This window comes from Ensifer adhaerens (assembly GCF_028993555.1).
Classification (GTDB): Bacteria; Pseudomonadota; Alphaproteobacteria; order Rhizobiales; family Rhizobiaceae; genus Ensifer; species Ensifer adhaerens_I.
Genome location: NZ_CP118610.1, coordinates 3072040 through 3092719 on the forward strand (window position 1 = coordinate 3072040; position 20680 = coordinate 3092719).

Annotated in this window: 21 protein-coding genes and 1 tRNA gene; 12 read left to right on the forward strand and 10 right to left on the reverse strand. The window is 62.1% G+C overall.

Features of this window, described 5'->3' with window-relative positions:
* Nucleotides 1-12: 12 nt before the first annotated feature.
* Nucleotides 13-2937 carry an aminotransferase gene (locus tag PWG15_RS15040; protein WP_275021106.1) on the reverse strand — a complete coding sequence of 975 codons (2925 nt, stop codon included), beginning with the start codon at nt 2935-2937 and terminating at the stop codon, nt 13-15.
* Between the two features lie 113 nt (nt 2938-3050).
* On the reverse strand, nt 3051-3794 hold the full coding sequence (gene hutC, locus PWG15_RS15045) for a histidine utilization transcriptional repressor HutC (protein WP_275021108.1): 744 nt from the start codon (nt 3792-3794) through the stop codon (nt 3051-3053).
* Between the two features lie 136 nt (nt 3795-3930).
* On the opposite strand from hutC, the gene hutF reads away from it, so the two are divergent.
* From hutF to PWG15_RS15075, 6 genes are all read left to right on the forward strand, one after another.
* On the forward strand, nt 3931-5304 hold the full coding sequence (gene hutF / locus PWG15_RS15050) for a formimidoylglutamate deiminase (RefSeq protein WP_275021110.1): 1374 nt from the start codon (nt 3931-3933) through the stop codon (nt 5302-5304).
* Between the two features lie 35 nt (nt 5305-5339).
* Complete coding sequence (locus PWG15_RS15055) at nt 5340-6374, forward strand: ABC transporter substrate-binding protein (RefSeq protein ID WP_275021111.1); 1035 nt, start codon at nt 5340-5342, stop codon at nt 6372-6374.
* Between the two features lie 136 nt (nt 6375-6510).
* On the forward strand, nt 6511-7368 hold the full coding sequence (locus PWG15_RS15060) for an ABC transporter permease (RefSeq protein WP_275021113.1): 858 nt from the start codon (nt 6511-6513) through the stop codon (nt 7366-7368).
* On the forward strand, nt 7361-8188 hold the full coding sequence (locus PWG15_RS15065) for a quaternary amine ABC transporter ATP-binding protein (RefSeq protein WP_275021115.1): 828 nt from the start codon (nt 7361-7363) through the stop codon (nt 8186-8188). The genes PWG15_RS15060 and PWG15_RS15065 overlap by 8 nt, the downstream gene beginning before the upstream one ends.
* Nucleotides 8181-9662: an HAL/PAL/TAL family ammonia-lyase gene (locus PWG15_RS15070; protein ID WP_275021116.1), complete on the forward strand. Its 1482-nt coding sequence runs from the start codon at nt 8181-8183 to the stop codon at nt 9660-9662. Before PWG15_RS15065 ends, PWG15_RS15070 begins: the two co-directional genes overlap by 8 nt.
* Entirely contained in the window at nt 9659-10240 is a 582-nt protein-coding gene (locus PWG15_RS15075; protein WP_275021118.1) for a HutD/Ves family protein, read from the forward strand. Before PWG15_RS15070 ends, PWG15_RS15075 begins: the two co-directional genes overlap by 4 nt.
* A 20-nt stretch (nt 10241-10260) precedes the next feature.
* Here the strand turns inward: PWG15_RS15075 and PWG15_RS15080 are convergent, their stop codons facing one another.
* Nucleotides 10261-10701, reverse strand: coding sequence for an acetyltransferase (locus tag PWG15_RS15080; protein WP_275021120.1), 441 nt, complete (start codon nt 10699-10701; stop codon nt 10261-10263).
* Nucleotides 10702-11013: 312 nt separating this feature from the next.
* Here PWG15_RS15080 and PWG15_RS15085 point away from each other — a divergent pair, with 312 nt between their 5' ends.
* Nucleotides 11014-11172 (forward strand): hypothetical protein, encoded by a 159-nt coding sequence (locus tag PWG15_RS15085; RefSeq protein ID WP_275021122.1) that lies wholly within the window; start codon nt 11014-11016, stop codon nt 11170-11172.
* 80 nt (nt 11173-11252) lie between these two features.
* Here the strand turns inward: PWG15_RS15085 and PWG15_RS15090 are convergent, their stop codons facing one another.
* A complete protein-coding gene (locus tag PWG15_RS15090) occupies nt 11253-12188 on the reverse strand; it encodes a hypothetical protein (protein WP_275021124.1) in 936 nt (311 codons plus the stop codon).
* A 183-nt stretch (nt 12189-12371) separates the two neighbouring features.
* On the opposite strand from PWG15_RS15090, the gene PWG15_RS15095 reads away from it, so the two are divergent.
* Complete coding sequence (locus PWG15_RS15095) at nt 12372-12737, forward strand: hypothetical protein (RefSeq protein ID WP_275021126.1); 366 nt, start codon at nt 12372-12374, stop codon at nt 12735-12737.
* Between the two features lie 167 nt (nt 12738-12904).
* On the opposite strand, the gene PWG15_RS15100 is transcribed toward PWG15_RS15095, so the two are convergent.
* The 3 genes from PWG15_RS15100 to PWG15_RS15110 all read right to left on the reverse strand — a co-directional run bounded on the left by PWG15_RS15100 (nt 12905) and on the right by PWG15_RS15110 (nt 15250).
* Nucleotides 12905-12981, reverse strand: a tRNA-Met gene (locus PWG15_RS15100).
* A gap of 135 nt (nt 12982-13116) precedes the next feature.
* Nucleotides 13117-14346 carry a tRNA 2-thiouridine(34) synthase MnmA gene (gene mnmA, locus PWG15_RS15105; RefSeq protein WP_275021129.1) on the reverse strand — a complete coding sequence of 410 codons (1230 nt, stop codon included), beginning with the start codon at nt 14344-14346 and terminating at the stop codon, nt 13117-13119.
* 154 nt (nt 14347-14500) lie between these two features.
* Nucleotides 14501-15250: a helix-turn-helix transcriptional regulator gene (locus PWG15_RS15110; RefSeq protein ID WP_275021131.1), complete on the reverse strand. Its 750-nt coding sequence runs from the start codon at nt 15248-15250 to the stop codon at nt 14501-14503.
* A 478-nt stretch (nt 15251-15728) separates the two neighbouring features.
* On the opposite strand from PWG15_RS15110, the gene PWG15_RS15115 reads away from it, so the two are divergent.
* Together PWG15_RS15115 and PWG15_RS15120 are read left to right on the forward strand one after the other, a co-directional pair.
* Complete coding sequence (locus PWG15_RS15115) at nt 15729-16004, forward strand: CtrA inhibitor SciP (RefSeq protein WP_003527546.1); 276 nt, start codon at nt 15729-15731, stop codon at nt 16002-16004.
* A 204-nt stretch (nt 16005-16208) separates the two neighbouring features.
* Complete coding sequence (locus tag PWG15_RS15120; RefSeq protein ID WP_275021177.1) at nt 16209-16490, forward strand: GNAT family N-acetyltransferase; 282 nt, start codon at nt 16209-16211, stop codon at nt 16488-16490.
* Between the two features lie 281 nt (nt 16491-16771).
* Here PWG15_RS15120 and PWG15_RS15125 read toward each other — a convergent pair whose 3' ends face one another.
* The gene (locus tag PWG15_RS15125; protein ID WP_057254717.1) at nt 16772-17122 is read right to left on the reverse strand and encodes a flagellin family protein; all 351 of its coding nucleotides are present in this window, start codon (nt 17120-17122) and stop codon (nt 16772-16774) included.
* Nucleotides 17123-17563: 441 nt separating this feature from the next.
* On the opposite strand from PWG15_RS15125, the gene ctrA reads away from it, so the two are divergent.
* Complete coding sequence (gene ctrA, locus PWG15_RS15130) at nt 17564-18265, forward strand: response regulator transcription factor CtrA (protein ID WP_275021180.1); 702 nt, start codon at nt 17564-17566, stop codon at nt 18263-18265.
* A 225-nt stretch (nt 18266-18490) separates the two neighbouring features.
* Here ctrA and PWG15_RS15135 read toward each other — a convergent pair whose 3' ends face one another.
* Complete coding sequence (locus tag PWG15_RS15135; protein WP_275021183.1) at nt 18491-18853, reverse strand: response regulator; 363 nt, start codon at nt 18851-18853, stop codon at nt 18491-18493.
* Nucleotides 18854-19112: 259 nt separating this feature from the next.
* Complete coding sequence (chpT, locus tag PWG15_RS15140) at nt 19113-19757, reverse strand: histidine phosphotransferase ChpT (RefSeq protein WP_057254715.1); 645 nt, start codon at nt 19755-19757, stop codon at nt 19113-19115.
* A 276-nt stretch (nt 19758-20033) separates the two neighbouring features.
* On the opposite strand from chpT, the gene PWG15_RS15145 reads away from it, so the two are divergent.
* Nucleotides 20034-20624: a DUF1134 domain-containing protein gene (locus PWG15_RS15145; RefSeq protein WP_275021186.1), complete on the forward strand. Its 591-nt coding sequence runs from the start codon at nt 20034-20036 to the stop codon at nt 20622-20624.
* The last annotated feature ends 56 nt before the right edge of the window (nt 20625-20680 follow it).

Sequence of the window (20680 nt, forward strand, 5' to 3'; positions counted from 1 at the left end):
CCGCCGACGACCTTACCAGCCTTCCTCCAGCGCGCGGCCCAGCATGTCGGCAAAGAAGTCGGCGCTCTCCTTGCTGAGGCAGAGCGGCGGCTTGATCTTCAGGATATTCAGATGGTCGCCGGTCGGCTGCATGATGACGCCGAGATCGAGCAGGCGATCGCAGATCGCCGCCGTCTCTTCCGTGGCCGGTAACAGGGTTTCCCGGTCGCGCACGAATTCGACACCGAGATAAAGCCCCATGCCGTGCACAGCGCCGATCAGCGGGAAACGTTGTCCGAGCGCTTCGAGGCGGGCTTTCAAGTAGCCGCCGACGACGCGCGCATTTTCGGGAAGCCGCTCTTCCGTCAGGATGTCGAGCACGGTCTGGCCGACGACGGAACTGACGGGGCTGCCGCCGGCGGACGAGAAGAAGTACCCCTCCTTCTCCAGCGCATCGGCGATTTCGCGGCGGGTGATGACGGCGCCGAGCGGATGTCCGTTGCCCATGCCCTTGGCGACGGTGATGATGTCAGGCACGACGCCCTGCTCTTCGAAGCCCCAGAAATAGTCGCCGAGGCGGCCATACCCGACCTGCACCTCATCGGCGATGCACACGCCGCCGCGGGCTCGCACCATGGCATAGACGGCGTCGAGATAGCCTTTCGGCAAGGGGATGCCGCCGGCATTGCCGTAGACGGGCTCGCAGATGAACCCGGCAAGCTTCTCGTCCGCAGCGTCCAGCTCGGCAAGCTTCGTGACGACGGAGCGGACATAGCTGTCTGTCGTATCGGCGCCACGGAACTCGCCGCGATAGGTGTTGGGGGCCGGCACCGGATGCACCCAGGCCGGGCGGGTTTCAAGCGCCTGCGGATTGTCGGCGATCGAAGTGGAGACCGCATCGCTGGCGACGGTCCAGCCATGATAGGCCTCGAGCAGGCTCACGACGTTGCGGGCGCCGGAATGGGCCCAGGCGAGCCTGAGCGCCAGATCGTTGGCCTCCGAGCCGCTATTGACCAGGAACACCGTGTCGAGCCCTTCGGGCGCAAGCGCCGCCAGCCGCGTCGAGAATTCGGCGACGGAGGCGTAGTGGAAGCGTGAATTGGTGTTGAGCAGCGACCATTGCCGCCCGACGGCAGACGCCAGCCGAGGATGCCCATGGCCGAGGATGGTCACGTTATTGACCATGTCGAGATAGCTGCGACCCTCCACGTCGAAGAGATATTCCTTCCATCCACGCTCGATCTGCGGTGGTTTCAGGTAGTAGTTCTTCTGCGGCTTGGCGAAGTGCTGCTGTCGTCGGGTTAGCAACGCTTCGCTGTGCAGTTCCGGCGCATCGCATTCGAAGCCGAGGACGCCGGCCGGTGACGGGCACAGCGCCTTCCACGACTCCGCCTGATGCGGCATCACGAAGAGCGGCGGAACGAGGCCGTGCTCGCGGCAAAGCTGGACACGAATCAGACCATAGGACTGCTGCTCGCCGGAGACGACACCGAGTACCGCGCCATCAGCCGCGGTCTCCCCGAGATCGCCAGCGACCGAGACACCTTCAAGGAAGAGGCTCGCCTCGGCTCCCTCCAGAACCAGCAGCCCATCCTGCCGCAGGATGCGCCCCGCAAACGGGGCATTGATCTCGCGGCCCGCTTCCAGGCAGATGTCGACATGCAGCGCCAGCGTCGCGTCGGGCTTCGGCGATCGCAGTTGCGTCTCGGTCATGCGGTATTCGCCGTAGCGGGTGGTCGCGACACCGATCGCATGGGCGGCGTGCTGCAGCACGGAAATCGGCAGGCCCTGATGCTGCCAGCGTTCCTCCGGCAACAGCGGGCTGAGGATCGAGAGGTCGATCTGGCGCACGTCGGTCGGTCCGATCCCCTGGATGAGGCTATCTCCGGCCACCGGCTGCGATACGGGCGCGAGCGCCACCGCCGCCAGAATGGCGTGCTCCATCAGCACCGGCGGAACCGAGGTCGCGACGTCGAAGATCTCCCGCTCGTGCGCAGCGTTGCCCTCGACGTAAGTGTTGCCGCGCTCGCGGGAAAGTTGATGCTCGGAGCTCGCCACCAGCACGGCGGCGCGGGCGACGATCAGCGGCCAGAGCGCCTTCAGCTCCACCTCGGTCAGCGGGCACGCGGCGTGAAACGCCTTGACCGCCGGCAGGATGAACCAGGGGTCGCCATCAGCATGATGCAGCAAAGAGGCGCAGGTCACGGCAAGTTCGGCGACCAGCCACCCCTTGAGGATATCGCCGAAATCGATGACGCCGTCCGGGATCGGCCGGCCGGCCGCATCCGGTTGGCTCACCACGTTGTCGTCGGTGACATCATGATGGATCGCCTGAATGCGCAAATCCGGTATCAAGGGCTGCAAACGCCGCATGGCGCCGACCATGATCTCGGCGATGCGCTTTTTGCGCTGCTGGTCCGCCATGTCGGTAAGAAGATGCAGCACGACGGGACCGGCGCGGCGCAGGTCCCATTGCAGTTCGCGTTCAAGCCCGGGATGCTCGAAGTCCTGCAGCGCCGCGGCGAGCCGCCCGGCCAGTGCGCCGAGCGCGGCAACCGCTTCCCGCGAGAGATGCTTGCGCCGGGTCAGCGGCTCGCCATCGAGGAAACTCAGCAGACGGATCCGGTAGTCCTGATCGCGAACCGTGACGCTCTCGATCGCCTCGCCCTTGAGCGAAGGCACGACTTCCGCAACACGCGCCGAAGTCAGGCGCTCGGAAAGATGCCCCAAGGCAGCATTCTGGGCCTCCAATTCGAGCGCCCCATACTCCGCACGGCAGATCTTCAGCACGTAGCGTCGCTCGCCGGTATCGATGCGATAATTGCGATCCTGCTGGCTGCCGAGTTCGTTGATCGTGCCTGAGAGACCGTAATGCTCGGCCAGCAACACCCGCGCCTCATCGGCACTGACATCGGGCCTGGGCAGCTCGGTGCGAAGCTTCAGCGCGTCCTCAACCATGATCTCGTCATCCTCCCATTCGGCGGTCGATCCTCCGAATCGACCGGAATATTGTCGAGATTAGAGCGGGATAGGAAAAGATGTGCGGTTTTCTGCCGAAGCCCGATCCCGATCTACTGCGACATGCCCTCAAGGCGATAGCGCGTGCCGGGATAGAGCAGCCGCGCGGTCGTCACATTGGCCGTCTCCGACCAGGTGCGGCGCCGGATCATCAGGCAGGGTTCGTTGCGGTCAATTCCGAGCAGCTTGCATTCCCACGGCTGCGGCGACACCGCCTCGACGATCTGCTCGGTGCGCGTGATCGGCGCGACCGCAGTGAGATAGGCATTCGGCGTCATCGCCTGGAAATCCTGCTCCAGATAACGCGGGCAGATTGCCGAATTGACGAAACGGTCCTCGATCTGGATCGGCAGGCCGTTTTCCGAATGCACCATGATCGAATGGAAGACGCGCGCGCCGGTGGCAAGGCCGAGTGCGTAGCCGATCTCCGGCGTAGCCACCTCTTCCTGCAGAAGCGTCATTAACGACGTGTGCGTATGGCCGCGCTCGTGAATCTCGTCAGCGATGTTGCGGACTTCCAGAAGTGCGGTGCTGCCCTTGTGGGCGGCCACGAAGGAGCCGACGCCCTGCACCCGCGTGATTGCACCCTCGGTCGCCAGTTCCCTGAGCGCCCGGTTGGCAGTCATGCGGCTGACGCCGAGGTCGGCGACGATCTCGTTTTCCGAGGGGATGCGGTGATGGGCCGGCCACTCACCGCTCTCGATGCGGCTGCGGATGAACTGTTTGACCGCTTCGTAGCGCGGCACCGGACCATCCTCGAAGCCGGCCGTATCGTTCCGTTTTCTGAGTGCCGTCATCAACTCACGCCCCGCCTTTCCGGAATGCCGAACAAATCATGCGCATTCACCCTCGAATCTTTTCGTTCATTTCACGCTTGCGCGCCAGCGTAAAATATCTATAGTTCCATATACAACTACGTACAGGAAAATGCACATGGCAACTTTTCCCGTCAACCGGATCTTTGCAGAACGGGCGCTCCTGCCCGGCGGCTGGGCCCAAAACGTCGCGATAACGCTCGATGCGTCCGGGCGGATTGCAGCGATCGAAACCGGCAGCAGCGCCGCCAATGGCGAGCGCGCGGTTGGACCGCTGATTCCGGCAATGGCCAATCTGCACTCCCATGCCTTCCAGCGCGCCATGGCCGGCCTTGCCGAAGTGGCCGGCAGCGGCGACGACAGCTTCTGGACCTGGCGCGAGGAAATGTATCGCACCGTCGGCCTTGTAACCCCTGACGATGTCGAGGCGATCGCCGCCAAGCTCTATATGGAGATGCTGAAGGGCGGTTTTGGCCACGTGGCCGAATTTCACTATCTGCACCATCAGGCCGACGGCACGCCCTATACTGACCCGGCCGAGATGTCGCTGCGTATTCTCGCCGCTGCCCGCACCACCGGCATCGGCCTCACGCACCTTCCGGTTTTCTACGCCCACGCCAATTTCGGTGGTGTCGCGCCAAATCCGGGCCAACGGCCGTTCCTGCATGATCCGGATCGGTTCCTCGCCCTCCTCCAGCGTCTCGAGCCGCTTTGCCGCGAGGCCGACCACACGCTCGGCTACGCCATCCATTCGCTGCGCGCAGCAACGCCCGAGGAAATGCGCACGATCCTTGAGGCAGCGCCCGTCGCCGGTCCGATTCACATCCACGTCGCCGAGCAGACCAAGGAAGTCGACGACAGCCTCGCTTGGAGCGGCCGCCGCCCGGTCGAATGGCTGCTTGACGAAATGCCGGTCGATCAGCGCTGGTGCGCCATCCACGCCACGCATCTGACGGAAAGCGAACGGCAGCGCCTGGCACGTTCCGGCGCCGTCGCCGGTCTCTGCCCAGCGACCGAAGCCAATCTCGGCGACGGCATCTTCCCGGCAGTCGACTTCATGGCCGAAGGCGGCACCTTCGGCATCGGCACCGACAGCCACGTGGCGACCAGCGTTGCAGAGGAACTGCGCCTGCTCGAATATGGCCAGCGGCTGCGGGACCGCCGCCGCAACCGGCTTGCCACCGGGCCGGGCGCCTCGATCGGCCGGACCATCTTCGACGCAGCGCTCAAGGGCGGCGCCCAGGCGGCGGGCCAGAAGACCGCGGGCATCACCGTCGGCGCACGCGCCGATTTCGTCGTGCTCGACGGCGGCAATCCCTATATCGCCGCCGCCACTGACAACCAGATCCTCGACCGTTGGCTTTTTGCACTCGGCGGCGAGAGCGTTCGCGACGTGATGGTCGCGGGCGAGTGGAAGATCCGGAACGGACGCCACGACCGGGAGGAAGAAATCGACCGCGCCTTCGCGCGGGTGCTGATGAAACTCAAATAGTCGTCAAAGCCAAAATCAATACAGGGAACAGCTTAATGTCGATCAACAAACTGAAACTCACGCTTGCGGCCACAGGCCTGGTGCTTGCCGCCTCCACCGGCAGCGCCAGCGCCTCCTATTGCGGTGATGGCAAGACCGTCACCTTCGCCGGCATCGATTGGGAGAGCGGCGCCTTCATCACTGAAGTGATGAAGACCATCCTTTCCAAGGGCTACGATTGCCAGGTTGATTCGATCCCCGGCAACTCGGTGACGCTGGAGCAGGCAACGGCCAACAACGACGTGCAGATCTTTGCCGAGGAATGGCTGGGCCGCTCCGATATCTGGAACAAGGCCGTCGAGGAAAAGAAGGTCGTCGCCGTCGGCAAGACCTTCGTCGGCGCAAGCGAAGGCTGGTTCGTGCCGGAATACGTCATCAAGGGTGACGCCAGCCGCAACATCGAGGCCAAAGCCCCGGACCTGAAGAGCGTGTCGCAGCTTTCCGACCCCAAGATCGTCGAACTCTTCGCCGACCCGGAAGAGCCGGCCAAGGGCCGTTTCCTCAATTGCCCGTCGGGCTGGACCTGCGAGGGTGTCAGCTCCGCCAAGCTCGAAGCCTACAAGCTCGGCGAGACCTACGTGAACTTCCGCCCAGGCACCGGCACGGCGCTCGATTCCGCCATCACGTCCGCCTATCTCCAGGGCGAGCCGATCCTCTTCTATTACTGGTCGCCGACCGCCATCATGGGCAAGTTCAAGCTCGTTCAGCTCGAGGAGCCGGCCTACAACGAAGCCTGCTGGAAGGAGCTTTCGAGCGCGACCGGCAAGCGCGATCAAGGCTGCGCCTTCCCGTCGGTCGACGTCTCCTATGGCCTCAACAGCACATTTGCGCAGGAGGCGCCCGAGATTGTCGCCATCCTCGAAAAGGCGACCTTCCCGCTCGACGCTGTCAATGGCAGCCTTGCCTACATGGCCGACAACAAGGTCGACGCGACGGCTGCTGCCGCCGAGTTCCTGAAGACCAAGGCCGATGTCTGGGGCAAGTGGGTTTCCGATGAAGCCCGTGGCAAGATCGAAGCCAGCCTGAAGTAATCCCGCAATCGCCAGGTCCGGGCTCCGCCGCACGCATGGCGGGGCCGGGCTCGGCCTCTTGCGACCATACCCGAGGCAAGCGCCATTGATGGCCGCAGGAGGCGGCCGCCTTTGGTCCGAGCAAGGAACGTTTCCGATGTTTCCGGATTCTCTCAATCTCTCCATCCGTGGGCCGGTGAACGACTTCATCCAGGCGCTGGTCAGCGGCTATGGATGGGTCTTCAAGGCGATCAGCGGTGTTATCCTGAAAGCCGTTCTGTTCATCGAATGGATCCTGCGTGGCCTGCCCTGGTGGGTCGTCATCCTCATTTTCATGGCGCTCGCCTGGCAGAGTTCCAAGCGCTGGACCCTGACGGTCGCCGTCGGCGTTCTGCTGTTCTTCGTCGGCGTGCTCGGCCTCTGGGACCTGACGATGCAGACGCTGGCCCTGATGCTGATGGCAACCATTGTCTCTGTCGTCATCGGCGTACCCATGGGCATCCTCGTCGCAAAGAGTAGGGTGATGCGCAACATCACGCTCCCGGTGCTCGACGTCATGCAGACCATGCCGAGCTTCGTCTACCTGATCCCGGCGCTCATGCTCTTCGGCCTCGGCAAGGTTCCGGCGATCCTCGCCACCATCATCTACGCCGTGCCGCCGCTCATTCGCCTCACCGATCTCGGCATCCGCCAGGTCGACCACGAGGTGGTGGAAGCGGCGACAGCCTTTGGCGGCAGCCCCAACCAGATCCTCTTCGGCGTCGAGCTGCCGCTCGCGACCCCGACGATCATGGCCGGCCTCAACCAGACGATCATGATGGCGCTGTCGATGGTGGTCGTCGCCTCGATGATCGGCGCCCGCGGCCTCGGCGAGCAGGTGCTGAACGGCATCCAGACGCTCGACGTCGGCAAGGGGCTCGAAGCCGGCATCGGCATCGTCATTCTCGCGATCGTTCTCGACCGCATCACGCAAGGCTTCGGCAAGAGCCGGACGGAGGATCCCCGCAATGGCTGATATCGAGATCCGCAACGTCTACAAGATCTTCGGGCAGGACGCCAAAGCCGCACTCGCCATGGCCAAGGAGGGGCTCAACAAGTCCGAGATCCTCGCCCGCTCCGGCTGCAGCGTCGGCCTCAACAATGTCAGCCTGACGATCGGCGCCGGCAAGATCTTCGTGATCATGGGGCTTTCCGGTTCCGGCAAGTCGACACTGGTGCGCCACATCAACCGGCTGATCGAACCGACGAGCGGCGAAGTGGCGTTCGACGGCAACAACATCTTGGACCTCGACGCCAAGGCGTTGCGCACCTTCCGCATGCACCGCGTCAGCATGGTGTTCCAGAGCTTTGCCTTGATGCCACATCGCACGGTGCTGCAGAACGTCGTCTACGGCCAGCGCGTGCGCGGTCTTCCCAAGGCCGAAGCCCGCGACATCGGCATGAAGTGGATCGAGACCGTGGGTCTCGCCGGCTACGACGCCAAGTTTCCGCACCAGCTTTCCGGCGGCATGAAGCAGCGCGTCGGCTTGGCTAGGGCACTCGCCGCCGATACCGACGTGATCCTGATGGACGAGGCCTTCTCGGCCCTCGACCCGCTGATCCGCGCTGACATGCAGGACCAGTTGCTGCAACTGCAGCAGAACCTTGCAAAGACCATCGTCTTCATCACCCATGATCTCGGCGAGGCGCTGCGCATCGGTTCGGAGATCGCCATCCTCAAGGATGGCCAGGTGGTGCAGGTCGGCACGCCGGACGATATTCTGGAGCGGCCGGCCAACGATTATGTTGCCCGCTTCGTGCAACGCCGCCAGGGACGACCGGAAGCCCATGACTGAGAGCATAATACTTGACACACCACTGACGTGGCCGGAAATCGCGGCGGTCGCCAATGGCGCCCGCCTGACCCTTTCCGATACCGCCCGGCAACGCATCGTCAATGCCCGACGGATCGTCGATGCCCTGGTCGAGCGCGGCATCCGCGGTTACGGCATCAACACCGGCGTCGGCGCGCTGTGCGATGTCATCATCGACCGCAAGAACCAGCAGGCGCTGTCGCGCAACATCATCCTCAGCCACGCCTGTGGCGTCGGCGAGCCGCTTGCCCGGCCGGAAGCCCGGGCGGTGATGGCGGCCCAGATCGCCAACTTCGCCCATGGCTATTCCGGCGTGCGCATCGAAACGGTCGTGGCACTGCTGGCGCTGCTCAATGCCGACCTCATCCCCGACATTCCCTCGCGCGGATCGGTCGGCTATCTGACCCATGCCGCGGCAATCGGCCTCGTACTGATCGGCCACGGAACGGTCGACGACGGCAAGGGCAAGATCAGCGGTGCGGAAGCCCTCGCCCGCATCGACCTCAAGCCTTTGCAACTGGAGGCGAAGGAAGGGCTGAGCCTGGTCAACGGCACGCCCTGCGCGACGGGACTTGCGGCCCTCGCTCTGTCACGCGCGACCCGCCTCTTCGACTGGGCGGATGCGGCGGCCGCCATGACCTACGAAAACCTCGGCAGCCAGGCCAACGCCTTTGCCGCCGTCCCGCTGGCGCTTCGCCGCTCCAAGGGGCTTGAAGACGTTGGGGCATCGCTGCGCGCCTATCTCGCCGAAAGCCCGATGCTTGCCGAGACTGCCGGCACGCGCACGCAGGACCCCTTGAGCCTTCGCGCCGTGCCGCATGTGCATGGCGCCGCCCGCGATGCGCTGGCCCAAGTTGCCGAAGTCGTCGACCGGGAGCTTGCAAGCCTCACCGACAACCCCGCCGTATCCGGCACACCAGATGCGCCGGAAGTCCACTCACAGGCCCACGCGGTGGGTGCTGCCCTCGGCCTTGCCATGGATAGCCTTTCGGTCGCCGTTGCCGAGGTCGCCGCCATTTCCGAACGCCGTATCGACCGGCTGGTCAACCCGCTGGTCAGCGGTCTGCCGGCCTTCCTTGCCGGCGACAGCGGCGTCTCCTCCGGCTTCATGATCGCGCAGTACACCGCTGCCTCTCTTGCCGCTGAAAACCGGCGTCTGGCGGCACCCGCGAGCCTCGACGGCGGCATCACCTCGGCGCTGCAGGAGGATATCCTCACCCACGCGACGCCGGCCGCCTGGAAGGCGCTGTCGATCGCCGACAATCTCGAAACGATCCTATCGATCGAACTGCTCGCCGCATCGCAGGCCTATGACCTGCAGCCACGCGGCCGCGCGGAGCGCACCGACGCGCTCTACCGGCGCATCCGCGCAGCTATCCCGACCTATGCCGACGACCGGCCACTGAACGGCGACTTTGCGCGCATGCGCGCAATCATCGAAGAGAACCTGCCATGAAGATCCTGCGCGCGAAAAACTACAAGCGCATGCCGTGGAAGAACGGCGGCGGCGAGACCGTGGAGATCGCCGTTTTCCCGGAAAAAGCGTCGCTCGGCGATTTCGACTGGCGTGTGAGCATGGCGACGGTGGCCACAGACGGCCCCTTCTCCAGTTTCCCCGGCATCGACCGCACGCTCTCGATCCTGCAGGGCAAGGGCATGCGGCTGATGATCGATGGGCGCGAACCTGTGGTGATGACCGGAGAAACACCGCCGCTCCCCTTCCCCGCCGACGTCGCGACCTCGGCGACGCTGGTCGACGGTCCGATCGTCGACCTCAACGTCATGACACGGCGCGGCCGCCTTGCTCACTCGGTCCAGCGTCTGGCGATCGACCGTCCGCAAACAGTGGAAGGCTCGGCAGGAACGACCCTCGTCCTTTGTCATGGCGGCGCGGTGCGCCTGTCCGCGGCAGAAGCCACGGCCGACCTCGCAACGGGCGACACGGCAGTCCTTGGAGGCCCAGCCACCATCACGATCGAACCGGCGGCCTCTGCCGTTCTGTTCGTGATTACCATCGACAAGCCGGCCGCCTGATCGGGGCCGGCTTGCGCCGTTCATCCGCGGCGCAAATGCAGGAGCGGATAGGGGCGCCCTGCATCATCGACCGGTGAACGGCCGACTGTCTTGAAACCCATACGCTCATAAAATCCCGCGCCCGATGCATTCTGCTCGTTGACGTCGACAGTCAGAACCGGATGCAGGCTCATTGCGTGCTCGACGAGCCGTCGGCCGACACCGACGCCGCGCGCATCGGCGTGGACGAAGAGCGAATCGATCTGTGCATCGCTCATACCCATGAAGCCGAGCGCCTGATCATGCTCGTCAGCTGCGATCCAGAACTCGGCGGCGAGCAGATACTGGTCGCGCACCAGCGCCTCGATAGCCGCAAAATCCTCCGGCGTCAGGAAGTCGTGCGTGGCGATGACGGCGCTGCGCCAGATCTCGAAGGTGCGCGGAAAATCGGACGAACGGGAGGGGCGAATGGAAATGGTCATGAAACAATCACTTTGAAAATACGGCGTCGCTGCGGACTGCAGAGCTTGCAGCTCACGCGCAGGTACGAAACAGGACGCCAGGACGAAGATTTCCGGGCACGAATCCGGCCAGGCGAGAGGCGCGCACCTTAATCGAGAGCGCCGATCGCAAGCCGTTTGGCCAGGTGCGCTTTTCATGCAACGCTGATTAAGTTTCCAGTAACCATATCTCATGTTCCCCGGGGAACAGCGCAATTGACGCCACACGATAGTCTCCATGTCACGGTTTCTACCGACACACGCCAACAAACGCAGGGCTCGGAGGACAAGGACATGATCAAAACCGCTTTCGGCGTCAACGTCACCGTACTGGTCTTCTCGATCACCGTGATCGCGATCATGCACTTCGCCCTGTCCCAATATCGCGCAGCCGAAATCGCCGACATCAGCCTACCCGACTACTCGACGATCACATCATCGATCAGCAGGTGATCTTTTCGTTTTCTCAGTTGGGCGTTCGCCAAGTCCCGGCGAACGCAACGTCGACCCTATGAGCGGTCGACCGGCGTCCTTTACCTTCCGCCGACACAATCCCAGAGCCTTGCAACCGCCGCTGGCGCGCCTTTCAGGTCGACCCTGACCTCAGTGTCATCGACACGAAGCATGAGTTCGACGCTTTGCTCGATTGGCGCTTGGAAGCCACCTTCCTCACCCCCGCCGCGCACGACCAGTTGCTGCGGCGTGAGAACCTCGACACTGACTGCGGGATAAGGCTTGCCATCGAAAAGCAACTCGGCGCTGGGAGGTGTCTCAGTCTTGAACGACCAGGCTTCGTTGTAGAATCCAAGATCAAATGCCTCGTTGACGTTCGCATGGACCATGAAGGTTGTCGCTCCCTCGGTGTCTCGCGACATCACGCAGCCATTCGCGCTGTCGCCCTTCAGGCGCGAACCACTCCAAACGCCGAACCTAAAAGCGCGATCCGCGTCGTTGGCAGTCTCCTCGATCCCATAGTTCAGGAGGTTGGGCTGTGTACCATCCGTCCTGAATTGCAAGACGTAGGCACCTTTCTCGGCATCGGTTCCTTCACATTTGGTCGTCGCCGGTCCTTTGAAAGGGTTCCCGTAGGAACAGCCACCCGTCACCGCTTTCGAGCTGATCGGCCCACCATCTTGCCCACGGTTCACGATGACCCTGTCTACACTCTGAAGCTGGCTATCGGCGTCCGGCTTCTTGCCTTCGATGCCGCTGAAGGTAACAGCGCCACCGGAGCCGATATTCACCGTGAATCCCGTGCGGCCGGTGCGGTAGATCGACTGGATAAGCCGACCGTCGCAGGTATTCGTCATGTCTTCGCCTGCAACGACCAAACGCTCACAGATGCCCGTCACCATCGCCACGCCAGTCAGATCGCCCATCTCTTGCGCAGCGGCCGGCAGACCGGCAAGGCTGCCCGGCATCGCGGTTGCAGCCATCATACTCGAGCGGAGGCTGATCGTCGCACGCATTCTTATCTCCCCAATTCGATCGAATATCCACGGTTGCAATCACGCTACAAAGCTTTCGACTTGGCCGCCAGTGCCGTCAGCACTGTGTAACGTGGATTGAGCGAAGGATTATGATACGAAACGCCGATCGACGAATGAGCGCTTGAGAGAGCGCCGAACAGGACATTGAGAAAGGCCGACAAAATGGCAGAATCGCAAAACGAACTGAAGCTCAGCGCCTTCACGTTCCACGAACAGGCGGTCCGCGCCTCCGTCGGCGGCAAGCAGCTGGCGCTTGATGCCCTCGAACTCGGCGGCGAAATCCTGGTCGTGCTCACATGGCTCGGCAATTCCGAGCGAGGGCTGCGCAAGCCGGAATATGTCCTGCCCTTGAGCGCGGTTACGCACCAGGCGCTCAACAGCGATCCCGAAGCCAAGTACAAATGGGCGATCGGCGCGCCGCTGCCGCAATCGCTGTTTGACGGCAGTGCATCACGGCAGTTCAGAAGGCAGTTCGGGGTCAGAAGCGGGCCGGCACTGACGTTACCGTTGAAGCCGACGAAGCATTGACGTGACGGAGAGCGAGGCTAGGTCGGGCACCGCATGACGGTGATAACGTGAAGGCGTTAGGCTCGTTGCCGTCGCCTCGCGAACCGAAACTCAGGAGGACAGGACAAAGTGCATCACCCGCGTCTTGCGGACTTTTTTATCGATGCTCTCGGACTGAGAAGGAAAAATGGTAGCGGAGGAGGGATTCGAACCCCCGACACAAGGATTATGATTCCTCTGCTCTAACCTACTGAGCTACTCCGCCGGGTACCGCGTCAGGGCTTCGAAGGGGAAGCCGTCTTGACTGGACGGGCGGCTTATAAGGCGCCGTTCCCGCCAGTGTCAAGCCAAGTCTCCGGGAAAATGTGAAGTTTTCACAACAGCCCGGATATCAACGGCTTCAGGCCGCCGCCGGCGCCGAAAGCAGCGCCTTCAGGGCCGCTTCCGCACTGGCTTCGCGCTCCGATTTGCGAATAAATCCGCCGCCATAGACGCGCGCATCCTCACCGACGCCGGAATAGAGTGCGCAGGCCTGACCGGGCGCGATGCCGGCCTCGCCTTCGGCAAGCTCCACATAGATGCCCTCGTCGTCCATCGCGAGCACGGCAGGCGCCGGCTGGCGGGTGGAGCGCACCTTGGCGAAACAGTCGAAGCCGCGCGCAGCCGCCAGTTCGACGTCCTCATCGCCCAGCCAGTTGACGTCACGCAGATAGACGCGGCGGGTTTCGAGCGCCTCCTTGGGGCCGACGATCACCCGGCGCGAGCGGGCATCGAGATAGACGACATAGAGCGGCTCGCCGGTGGCAATGCCGATGCCGCGGCGCTGGCCGATCGTATAGTGCAGGATGCCCTCGTGCGTGCCGAGCACGCGGCCGTCGAGATGCACGATCTCACCGGAAAGTGCGGCGTTCGGCTTCAGCTTCGCGACGATATCGCTGTACTTGCCCTGCGGCACGAAACAGATGTCCTGGCTGTCAGCCTTCTGGGCGACGACGAGGCCCATTTCTTCGGCAAACTTGCGCGTTTCGGCCTTGGAGTAGCCACCGAGTGGAAAGCGCAGATAGTCGATCTGTTCCTGGGTTGTTGCAAACAGGAAGTAGCTCTGGTCGCGGTCGGCGTCCGTCGGCCGGTAAAGCGCCCGCTGGCCGGCATAGCGCGGGTTCGGGCTCGGGCGCGAGCGGATGTAGTGGCCGGTCGCCAGCGCATCGGCACCGAGTTCCTTGGCGGTCGCAAGCAGATCGGCGAACTTGACCGTCTGGTTGCAGGCAACACAGGGGATCGGCGTCTCGCCGGCGATGTAGCTTTCGGCAAACGGATTGATCACCGTTTCGCGGAAGCGTGCTTCGTAGTCGAGCACGTAATGCGGAATACCGAGCGTTTCGCAGACGCGGCGGGCATCGTCGATGTCCTGGCCGGCGCAGCAGGAGCCGGCGCGGTGAACGGCAGCACCGTGATCGTAAAGCTGCAGCGTGATGCCGAGAACGTCGTAGCCCTCGCGTTTGAGCAGGCCGGCAACGACGGAACTATCGACGCCGCCAGACATGGCAACGACGACACGCGTATCTTCGGGCTTGCGGTCAAAATCGAGACTGTTCACGGGATCCAATCCGGCCTTCGGGCGGCAATCCATGCGCCTGCCCTGTTTCACGCTTCATGCGATGCACTGCCGCGAGACCATCTCGGCCCGGCGGGTTCTCGTGGCGACATATAGAAACTTGTCCGTCCGGCGGCAAGGCCGGCACCTAAAGGCCCGTCGCGCCCGCCACTGAACAGCGCAACGCGGATCAGATCAGCTTCAGCCGCATGGCGCGGGCGATCGCCTGCATGCGGTTGACCGCGTCGAGCTTGCGGGTCGCGCTCTTGAAGTAGCTGCTGACCGTATAGGTCGAGATGCCCAGGATGATGGCAATCTCGTCGCTGCTCTTGCCCGCGGCCGCCCAACGCAGGCATTCCACTTCGCGGCTCGACAGCTTCTCGCGCGCCGAATTGCCGGTGTCGAAGGTGCGCTCCAGGCATTCGAAAAGCTGAACCAGCGTCAGATAGAGTGTCGCGCATTCGACGCCGGCCGGTGCCTCGCGGCGGCCGGACAACATGGCGATAAAGGGATCACCATTGCTCGTGTGCAGGAGCACGGCGAAGTGACGGGCCATCTCCGGGTGAGCGAGCAGCCGGTGCACCATGGCCTCGTCCACCGGCTTTGCGGCGATATCGAGGAGTTCGGGCCCGCCGGTTACCGGCAGCTTCGTAAACCGCAGCCGCTCGACCAACGTGCTCGACTGGAAGGTTTCGCAGGCGTCGTACTGGCGGACGAGCTCCGACGGCCAGTTGCTGAGCACCAGTCGCTCGGAAAAACGCTGTTGTTCGGCGAGCGGCATGCGCGCGATCATGAAATGGCCGAAGCCATAGCGGGCGATCAGCCGCCGCATGAGATGCAGAAGTTCATACTCGGTGCGGACGGCAGCCGTGTCGACATCCGAAAAAATATCTGCCGCTTCAGCCTCGCGCAGCAAGGCCGGTTCATTCGATTCCTTCATCTGCGATCACCACATCCCCAGGCGCCACCGCGCCCGGTCGAGAGAATACAAAACGCTTCAGATCACCTGAAGCATGAACTTCACCCCGGCGAACAAAATACAGCCGCCGCTACCGGCCTGTCCGCGCAAGAAACGCGTCCGGTTGTGAAAACTATGACGATGCACCAAGAATGATTGCGGGAGCGCACATACGACGCTCATCCTTATTTCGGCGCCTCGTTACCAAGAATTTTAGTTAAAGTGAAATGTGGTAATTGCATGGCTCCCATGACAATTCCGGGATAATCCAGGCTCTTCTCAAGCAATCACAAGGATAGGGCGCACAGCCCCATGAATTGAATGGAAGCGGATCGTCGATATGGCGCCCCGCCGAAGTGTCTCAAATTATGAGCAAATTGTTACTTCCTGCTTAGGCAAATGTTAAATGTGGCAGGCTAAGGTCTCGGTCATATGGTCTTGAGTTTGTGTAGAGAGTCCCATGACCGAAATGATGCGACCACGCGTAAAATATGTCATCGGCCCCGATGGCAGCCCTCTGACGATTGCGGACCTGCCGCCGGCCAATACCCGGCGCTGGGTGATCCGCCGCAAGGCAGAGGTGGTTGCCGCCGTACGCGGTGGCCTGTTGAGCCTTGAGGAGGCGTGCGAACGCTATACCCTCACGGTCGAAGAATTCCTGTCCTGGCAGTCCTCGATCAACGATCATGGTCTTGCCGGCCTGCGCACCACTCGCATCCAGCAGTATCGCCACTAGTTCGCCCATTGCAGGGCCATAGGTCGAGCGGCGGCTTCGGGTTTCCCGGGGCCGCCGCCGTCGTTTGAGCCTCGCGGCGAAAGGCGATTGGTGCTGTTTCGGGAACAGTCTGTGTGCCGGCAGTACCGGTTTCGTGGATTTCGATTTCCGGATTTCTGCGCTAGCTTTCGGACAAGGTAAACCGGTTCGCCAAGGAAGGCTGTCATGGAAATCGCACACGAGGAAACTGGATCGCACGGCCGCTACTCGACCGTTGTCGAGGGGCATACCGGGGAAATGACCTATTCGCGCACATCTGCGCAATTGATCATCGTCGATCACACGCTCGTTCCGGATGCGCTGCGCGGCAAGGGCGTCGGCCAGGCGCTCGCCAAACATGCGATCGAGGAAGCCCGCAAGGGCGGCTGGAAGATCATTCCGCTCTGCCCCTTCATGAAGTCGCAGGCGATGCGGCACCCCGAATGGCAGGACGTCATCCAGGCATGAGACACGGCTGTCGGCCGTCAAACCCATCCCGATCTCAAAATGAGAAGACCCGCCCGAACGCCAAGGCATCGGGCGGGTCTTTTCGTCCTGTCACGATCGTGCCGGATCGGGTCATGCCAAACGCATGATCCGACAAGGCTGGAAATATCTGCCCCGAAACGGGCTACCCGTCTGACCAGCGCACAAATTCCCCAGACCGGAATCGACCTGGAGATCAAATCGTCCGTTGGATCAAAGGCTTGCGACTCGTCAGCGCCCGGTCGGGGCGCAAGAACCGCAGCTTATGCCCGCAGGCGGGTCGATGTGTCCCGCTCTTCGAGGGCCGCCGCCTTCGCGTATTCAGCCTGCACTTCTTCGAGCGCGAGCTCGGCAGCATCCTGCTGCGCCTTCAGTTCGCGAATGGAAACCTGAAGATTGTCGGCTCTCTGACGTGCGGCCTTGGCGAAGGTGGGATAGGCGAAGTGCTGGGGATCGGAGATGCCCGACTTCTTCTCCTCGAAAATAATCTGATTTTCCAGATCCTTGGTCATCCGTTCGAACTCAGCCATCATCATCTGAAGCTGGTTCAGCTGACGCTGCTTCTCGCGGACCTGAAACTCCTTCAGGCGGACAAGGCTCTCACGTGCTTTCATACGCAATACTCCCGTGGATAACGAGACCCCGGTTACTGATTTGCCCGCAAGCCGGCCCAAACGGGACCGGCAACGAAAAATCTTCAGCGATATTAACAAAAGCCTACCGCTGGTAACCTTTCGTTTACGGGCATCGTTAATCATAGGCGTGATGATTTAAGGCTCCGTAAATGCTGAGGCACGAAATGTGACCGCCCCGGCATTAACGAGTCGGAAGAGTCAGATAGCGGTATTTCCTCATGTTTCACATGAGATTAGCCGTTCTGGATTCACGTTTGAAATCAGGAGACTGCTAAAAATATTTAACAATCTCGATACACCTTGCCAGAGGGAATCAGAATTTGTTAACCATTTGGTGGCAGCCTCCAAATCAGGCAACGACTGGATCCGTATCGCGTAAGGGTGCCACGACGACCTTGGGCGGCGGAAAAGGGGAAGAATATGCGGGTTCTATTAATTGAAGACGACAATGCAACGGCTCAGAGCATTGAGCTGATGCTCAAGTCCGAGAGTTTCAATGTCTACACCACCGACCTCGGTGAAGAAGGCGTCGATCTCGGCAAACTTTATGACTACGACATCATCCTTCTCGACCTCAATCTGCCGGATATGTCCGGCTATGAAGTCTTGAGAACGCTGCGTCTTTCCAAGGTGAAGACCCCGATCCTGATTCTGTCGGGCATGGCCGGCATCGAAGACAAGGTCCGCGGCCTGGGCTTCGGCGCCGATGATTACATGACCAAGCCCTTCCACAAGGACGAGCTGGTCGCCCGTATTCACGCCATCGTCCGTCGTTCCAAGGGTCACGCCCAGTCGGTCATCTCCACCGGCGAGCTGATCGTCAACCTGGATGCCAAGACGGTCGAAGTCGGCGGACAGCGCGTCCACCTGACCGGCAAGGAATACCAGATGCTCGAGCTGCTTTCGCTGCGCAAGGGCACGACGCTGACCAAGGAAATGTTCCTGAACCATCTCTACGGCGGCATGGACGAGCCGGAACTGAAGATCATCGACGTCTTCATCTGCAAGCTGCGCAAAAAGCTCGCAAACGCTGCCGGCGGCGCCAACTACATCGAGACCGTCTGGGGCCGCGGCTACGTGCTGCGCGAGCCGGATGGCGCCGAGTACGCCGAAACCGCCTGATTTCCCGTCCGGGCTTGCACCTAACCCGCATGATGCGGGCCCAGATAGCTCACAAAACCCGCCATGTGCGGGTTTTGTTGTTTCCAGCCTTACCTCACGTCGCCCTCCTCAAGAGGCGTCGCCCCTCCCCCGGCGCATGAAGAAGCACCGACCAGCGGCAGACACGAAAAAGCCGCGGCATTGGCCACGGCTTTCGTTTCACGCGCTGCTTGTGAGCGAGACGGTTCAGGCCGCCATCGACTGGCTTGCGAAAACGCTGGTCAGGATCTTGCGGTCGAAAGGCTTCAGCAGGAAATCGTCGGCGCCGGCGCGCTTGCCGGCCATCATCTTCTTCAGATCCGCCTCGACGACGCAGTAATAGATCCGGACCGACGGGCCGTTCGGAAGCCGGCGGATGTTGCCGATGAGCTCGAGCGCGCCATCCAGTCCGGCGTCGATGACCAGGATGTTCGGGAGTTCAGCTTCGCAGCGGACAAGCGCCTCGAGGCTGTTCGATGCCTCGTAAACCATGAAGCCCATGCCGGACAGGATACGTTTCCCAACTTTCCGGACGACATCCGAGCCGTCGGCAATCATCAAGCGCCGCATGTCCAACTCCCTTCGCAACTTACCTATACGCGTACTCGCAGGCTTGAAACAACTCTATACAAATTTGGGAAAGATTTCGTTACGGAGTTTGCTTAACGACGTCTTTCTTCATCACGACAACCTTTTGAAAACATTAAGTTTTCTACGAATGCACGCTAGCAGAAGGTAAACAAAACGCACGCAAGCGGCCCCACGCCAGGGCGCGGAACCGCACGTTTTAGGGTTTTCGAATGGAGTAATCTGAGCCGGAAATGAAACCTCAGGCTGCAACGCGGGTGGTGAAGATGATCTCTTCTCCGGTCGATGCAACCTCGATCGTCATACCGGCTTCCTCGCCAAGCAGCACCGTGTAGTAAGGCTGGATCGAATGCGCGTCGACGGCTTCCTCCGGCGTACCGGACAAGAGTTCCGTCAGCCTGGGAGGCACGCGCATCATGCGACCCTTCGCAACCAGGGTGAAGACGGCGTCGAATTCCGGGTTCTCCAGCGTGACGTCGATGGAACCGCCACGCGGGATCGCGCCGTAGGCGATGAGGAAGAGATTCAGGAGCAGCTTGACCCGGTTCTTCGCGATGATCGCGCGCGGGCCGTGCCAGTTGACCTCGGTCTTCTTCTCGGCGGCCGCGAAGTCCTTGGCGGCCTTCTCCGCTTCACCGGTGTCGATCGAGGCACCGACCGAGCCGGAGGCGCCGAATGCGAGACGGGCAAACTTCAGGCGGACCGACGCGTTGAGCGCGCTCGTCCGGATCAGGTCCATCGCGTCAGCGTCGGCGCCGCCCTCGTCCAGCAGCTCCAGGCCGTTGTTGATGGCACCGACTGGCGAGATGATGTCGTGGCAAACCCGGCTGCACAGAAGCGCGGCCAGATCGGGTCCCGTCAGTGTCAGGTTCGGATTCGTTGCCATCGTGTATCCTTGTTGGTTCCGCCGGCCCGCCGCTTGGGGGCACGCGCCATCGTGACGCCGGTAAAGCCTCACGCGAAAAGACGCAAGTCATGGGCTGCCCGGCGCAGCCGTTCATCAGTGCATCATAATGACACCACATTTGGTAAACCGATTGTTAAGACCATCGGTTCAAATTGCATGGAATTGGTCCAGACCCCTCACTGGTCGCACAGTGATCTGACTGGCGGCCACTGCAAACCCGCAAGCGAGCAATTTTCGCGCCTGACGGAGGAAACGATGCATCAGATCATGAAGGCAGCCACACAGGCCTGCCGTGTTGTCCTGTCCACGATGTTGCTGGTCGCCGTTGCCCAAACGACAGCGCATGCCCAGTCCGCGAACAACAGCCAATATACGATGCAGGAAATCGTCGATGCCGGTCACGGCTTCTTCGGCGAAACTTCGGGCGGCCTGGCCAAGGTCGTCGAACGCGCCTTCGAGCGCTACGGCCTGCCGAACGGTTACATTCTCGGCCAGGAAGGCTCCGGCGCATTCATCGCCGGCCTGACCTACGGCGAAGGCGAACTCAACACCAAGAATGCCGGCCAGCACAGCGTCTTCTGGCAGGGCCCGTCGCTCGGCATCGACTGGGGCGGCCAGGGCAGCCGCGCCATGATGCTCGTCTACAATCTGCCGAGCGTTCCGGCGCTCTACAAGCGCTTCGGCGGTGTCTCCGGTTCGGCCTATGTCGTCGCCGGCGTCGGCATGACGGTACTGACCGACGAACAGATCGTCGTCGTTCCGATCCGCACCGGTATCGGTGCGCGGCTCGGCGTCAATGTCGGCTACCTCAAGATGACCCAGACCCCCACCTGGAACCCTTTCTGAGCTCCCGGTCGGGTGAGCGCAGGCAAAATCCGGCGCCAAACACTTGCAGCGCACGA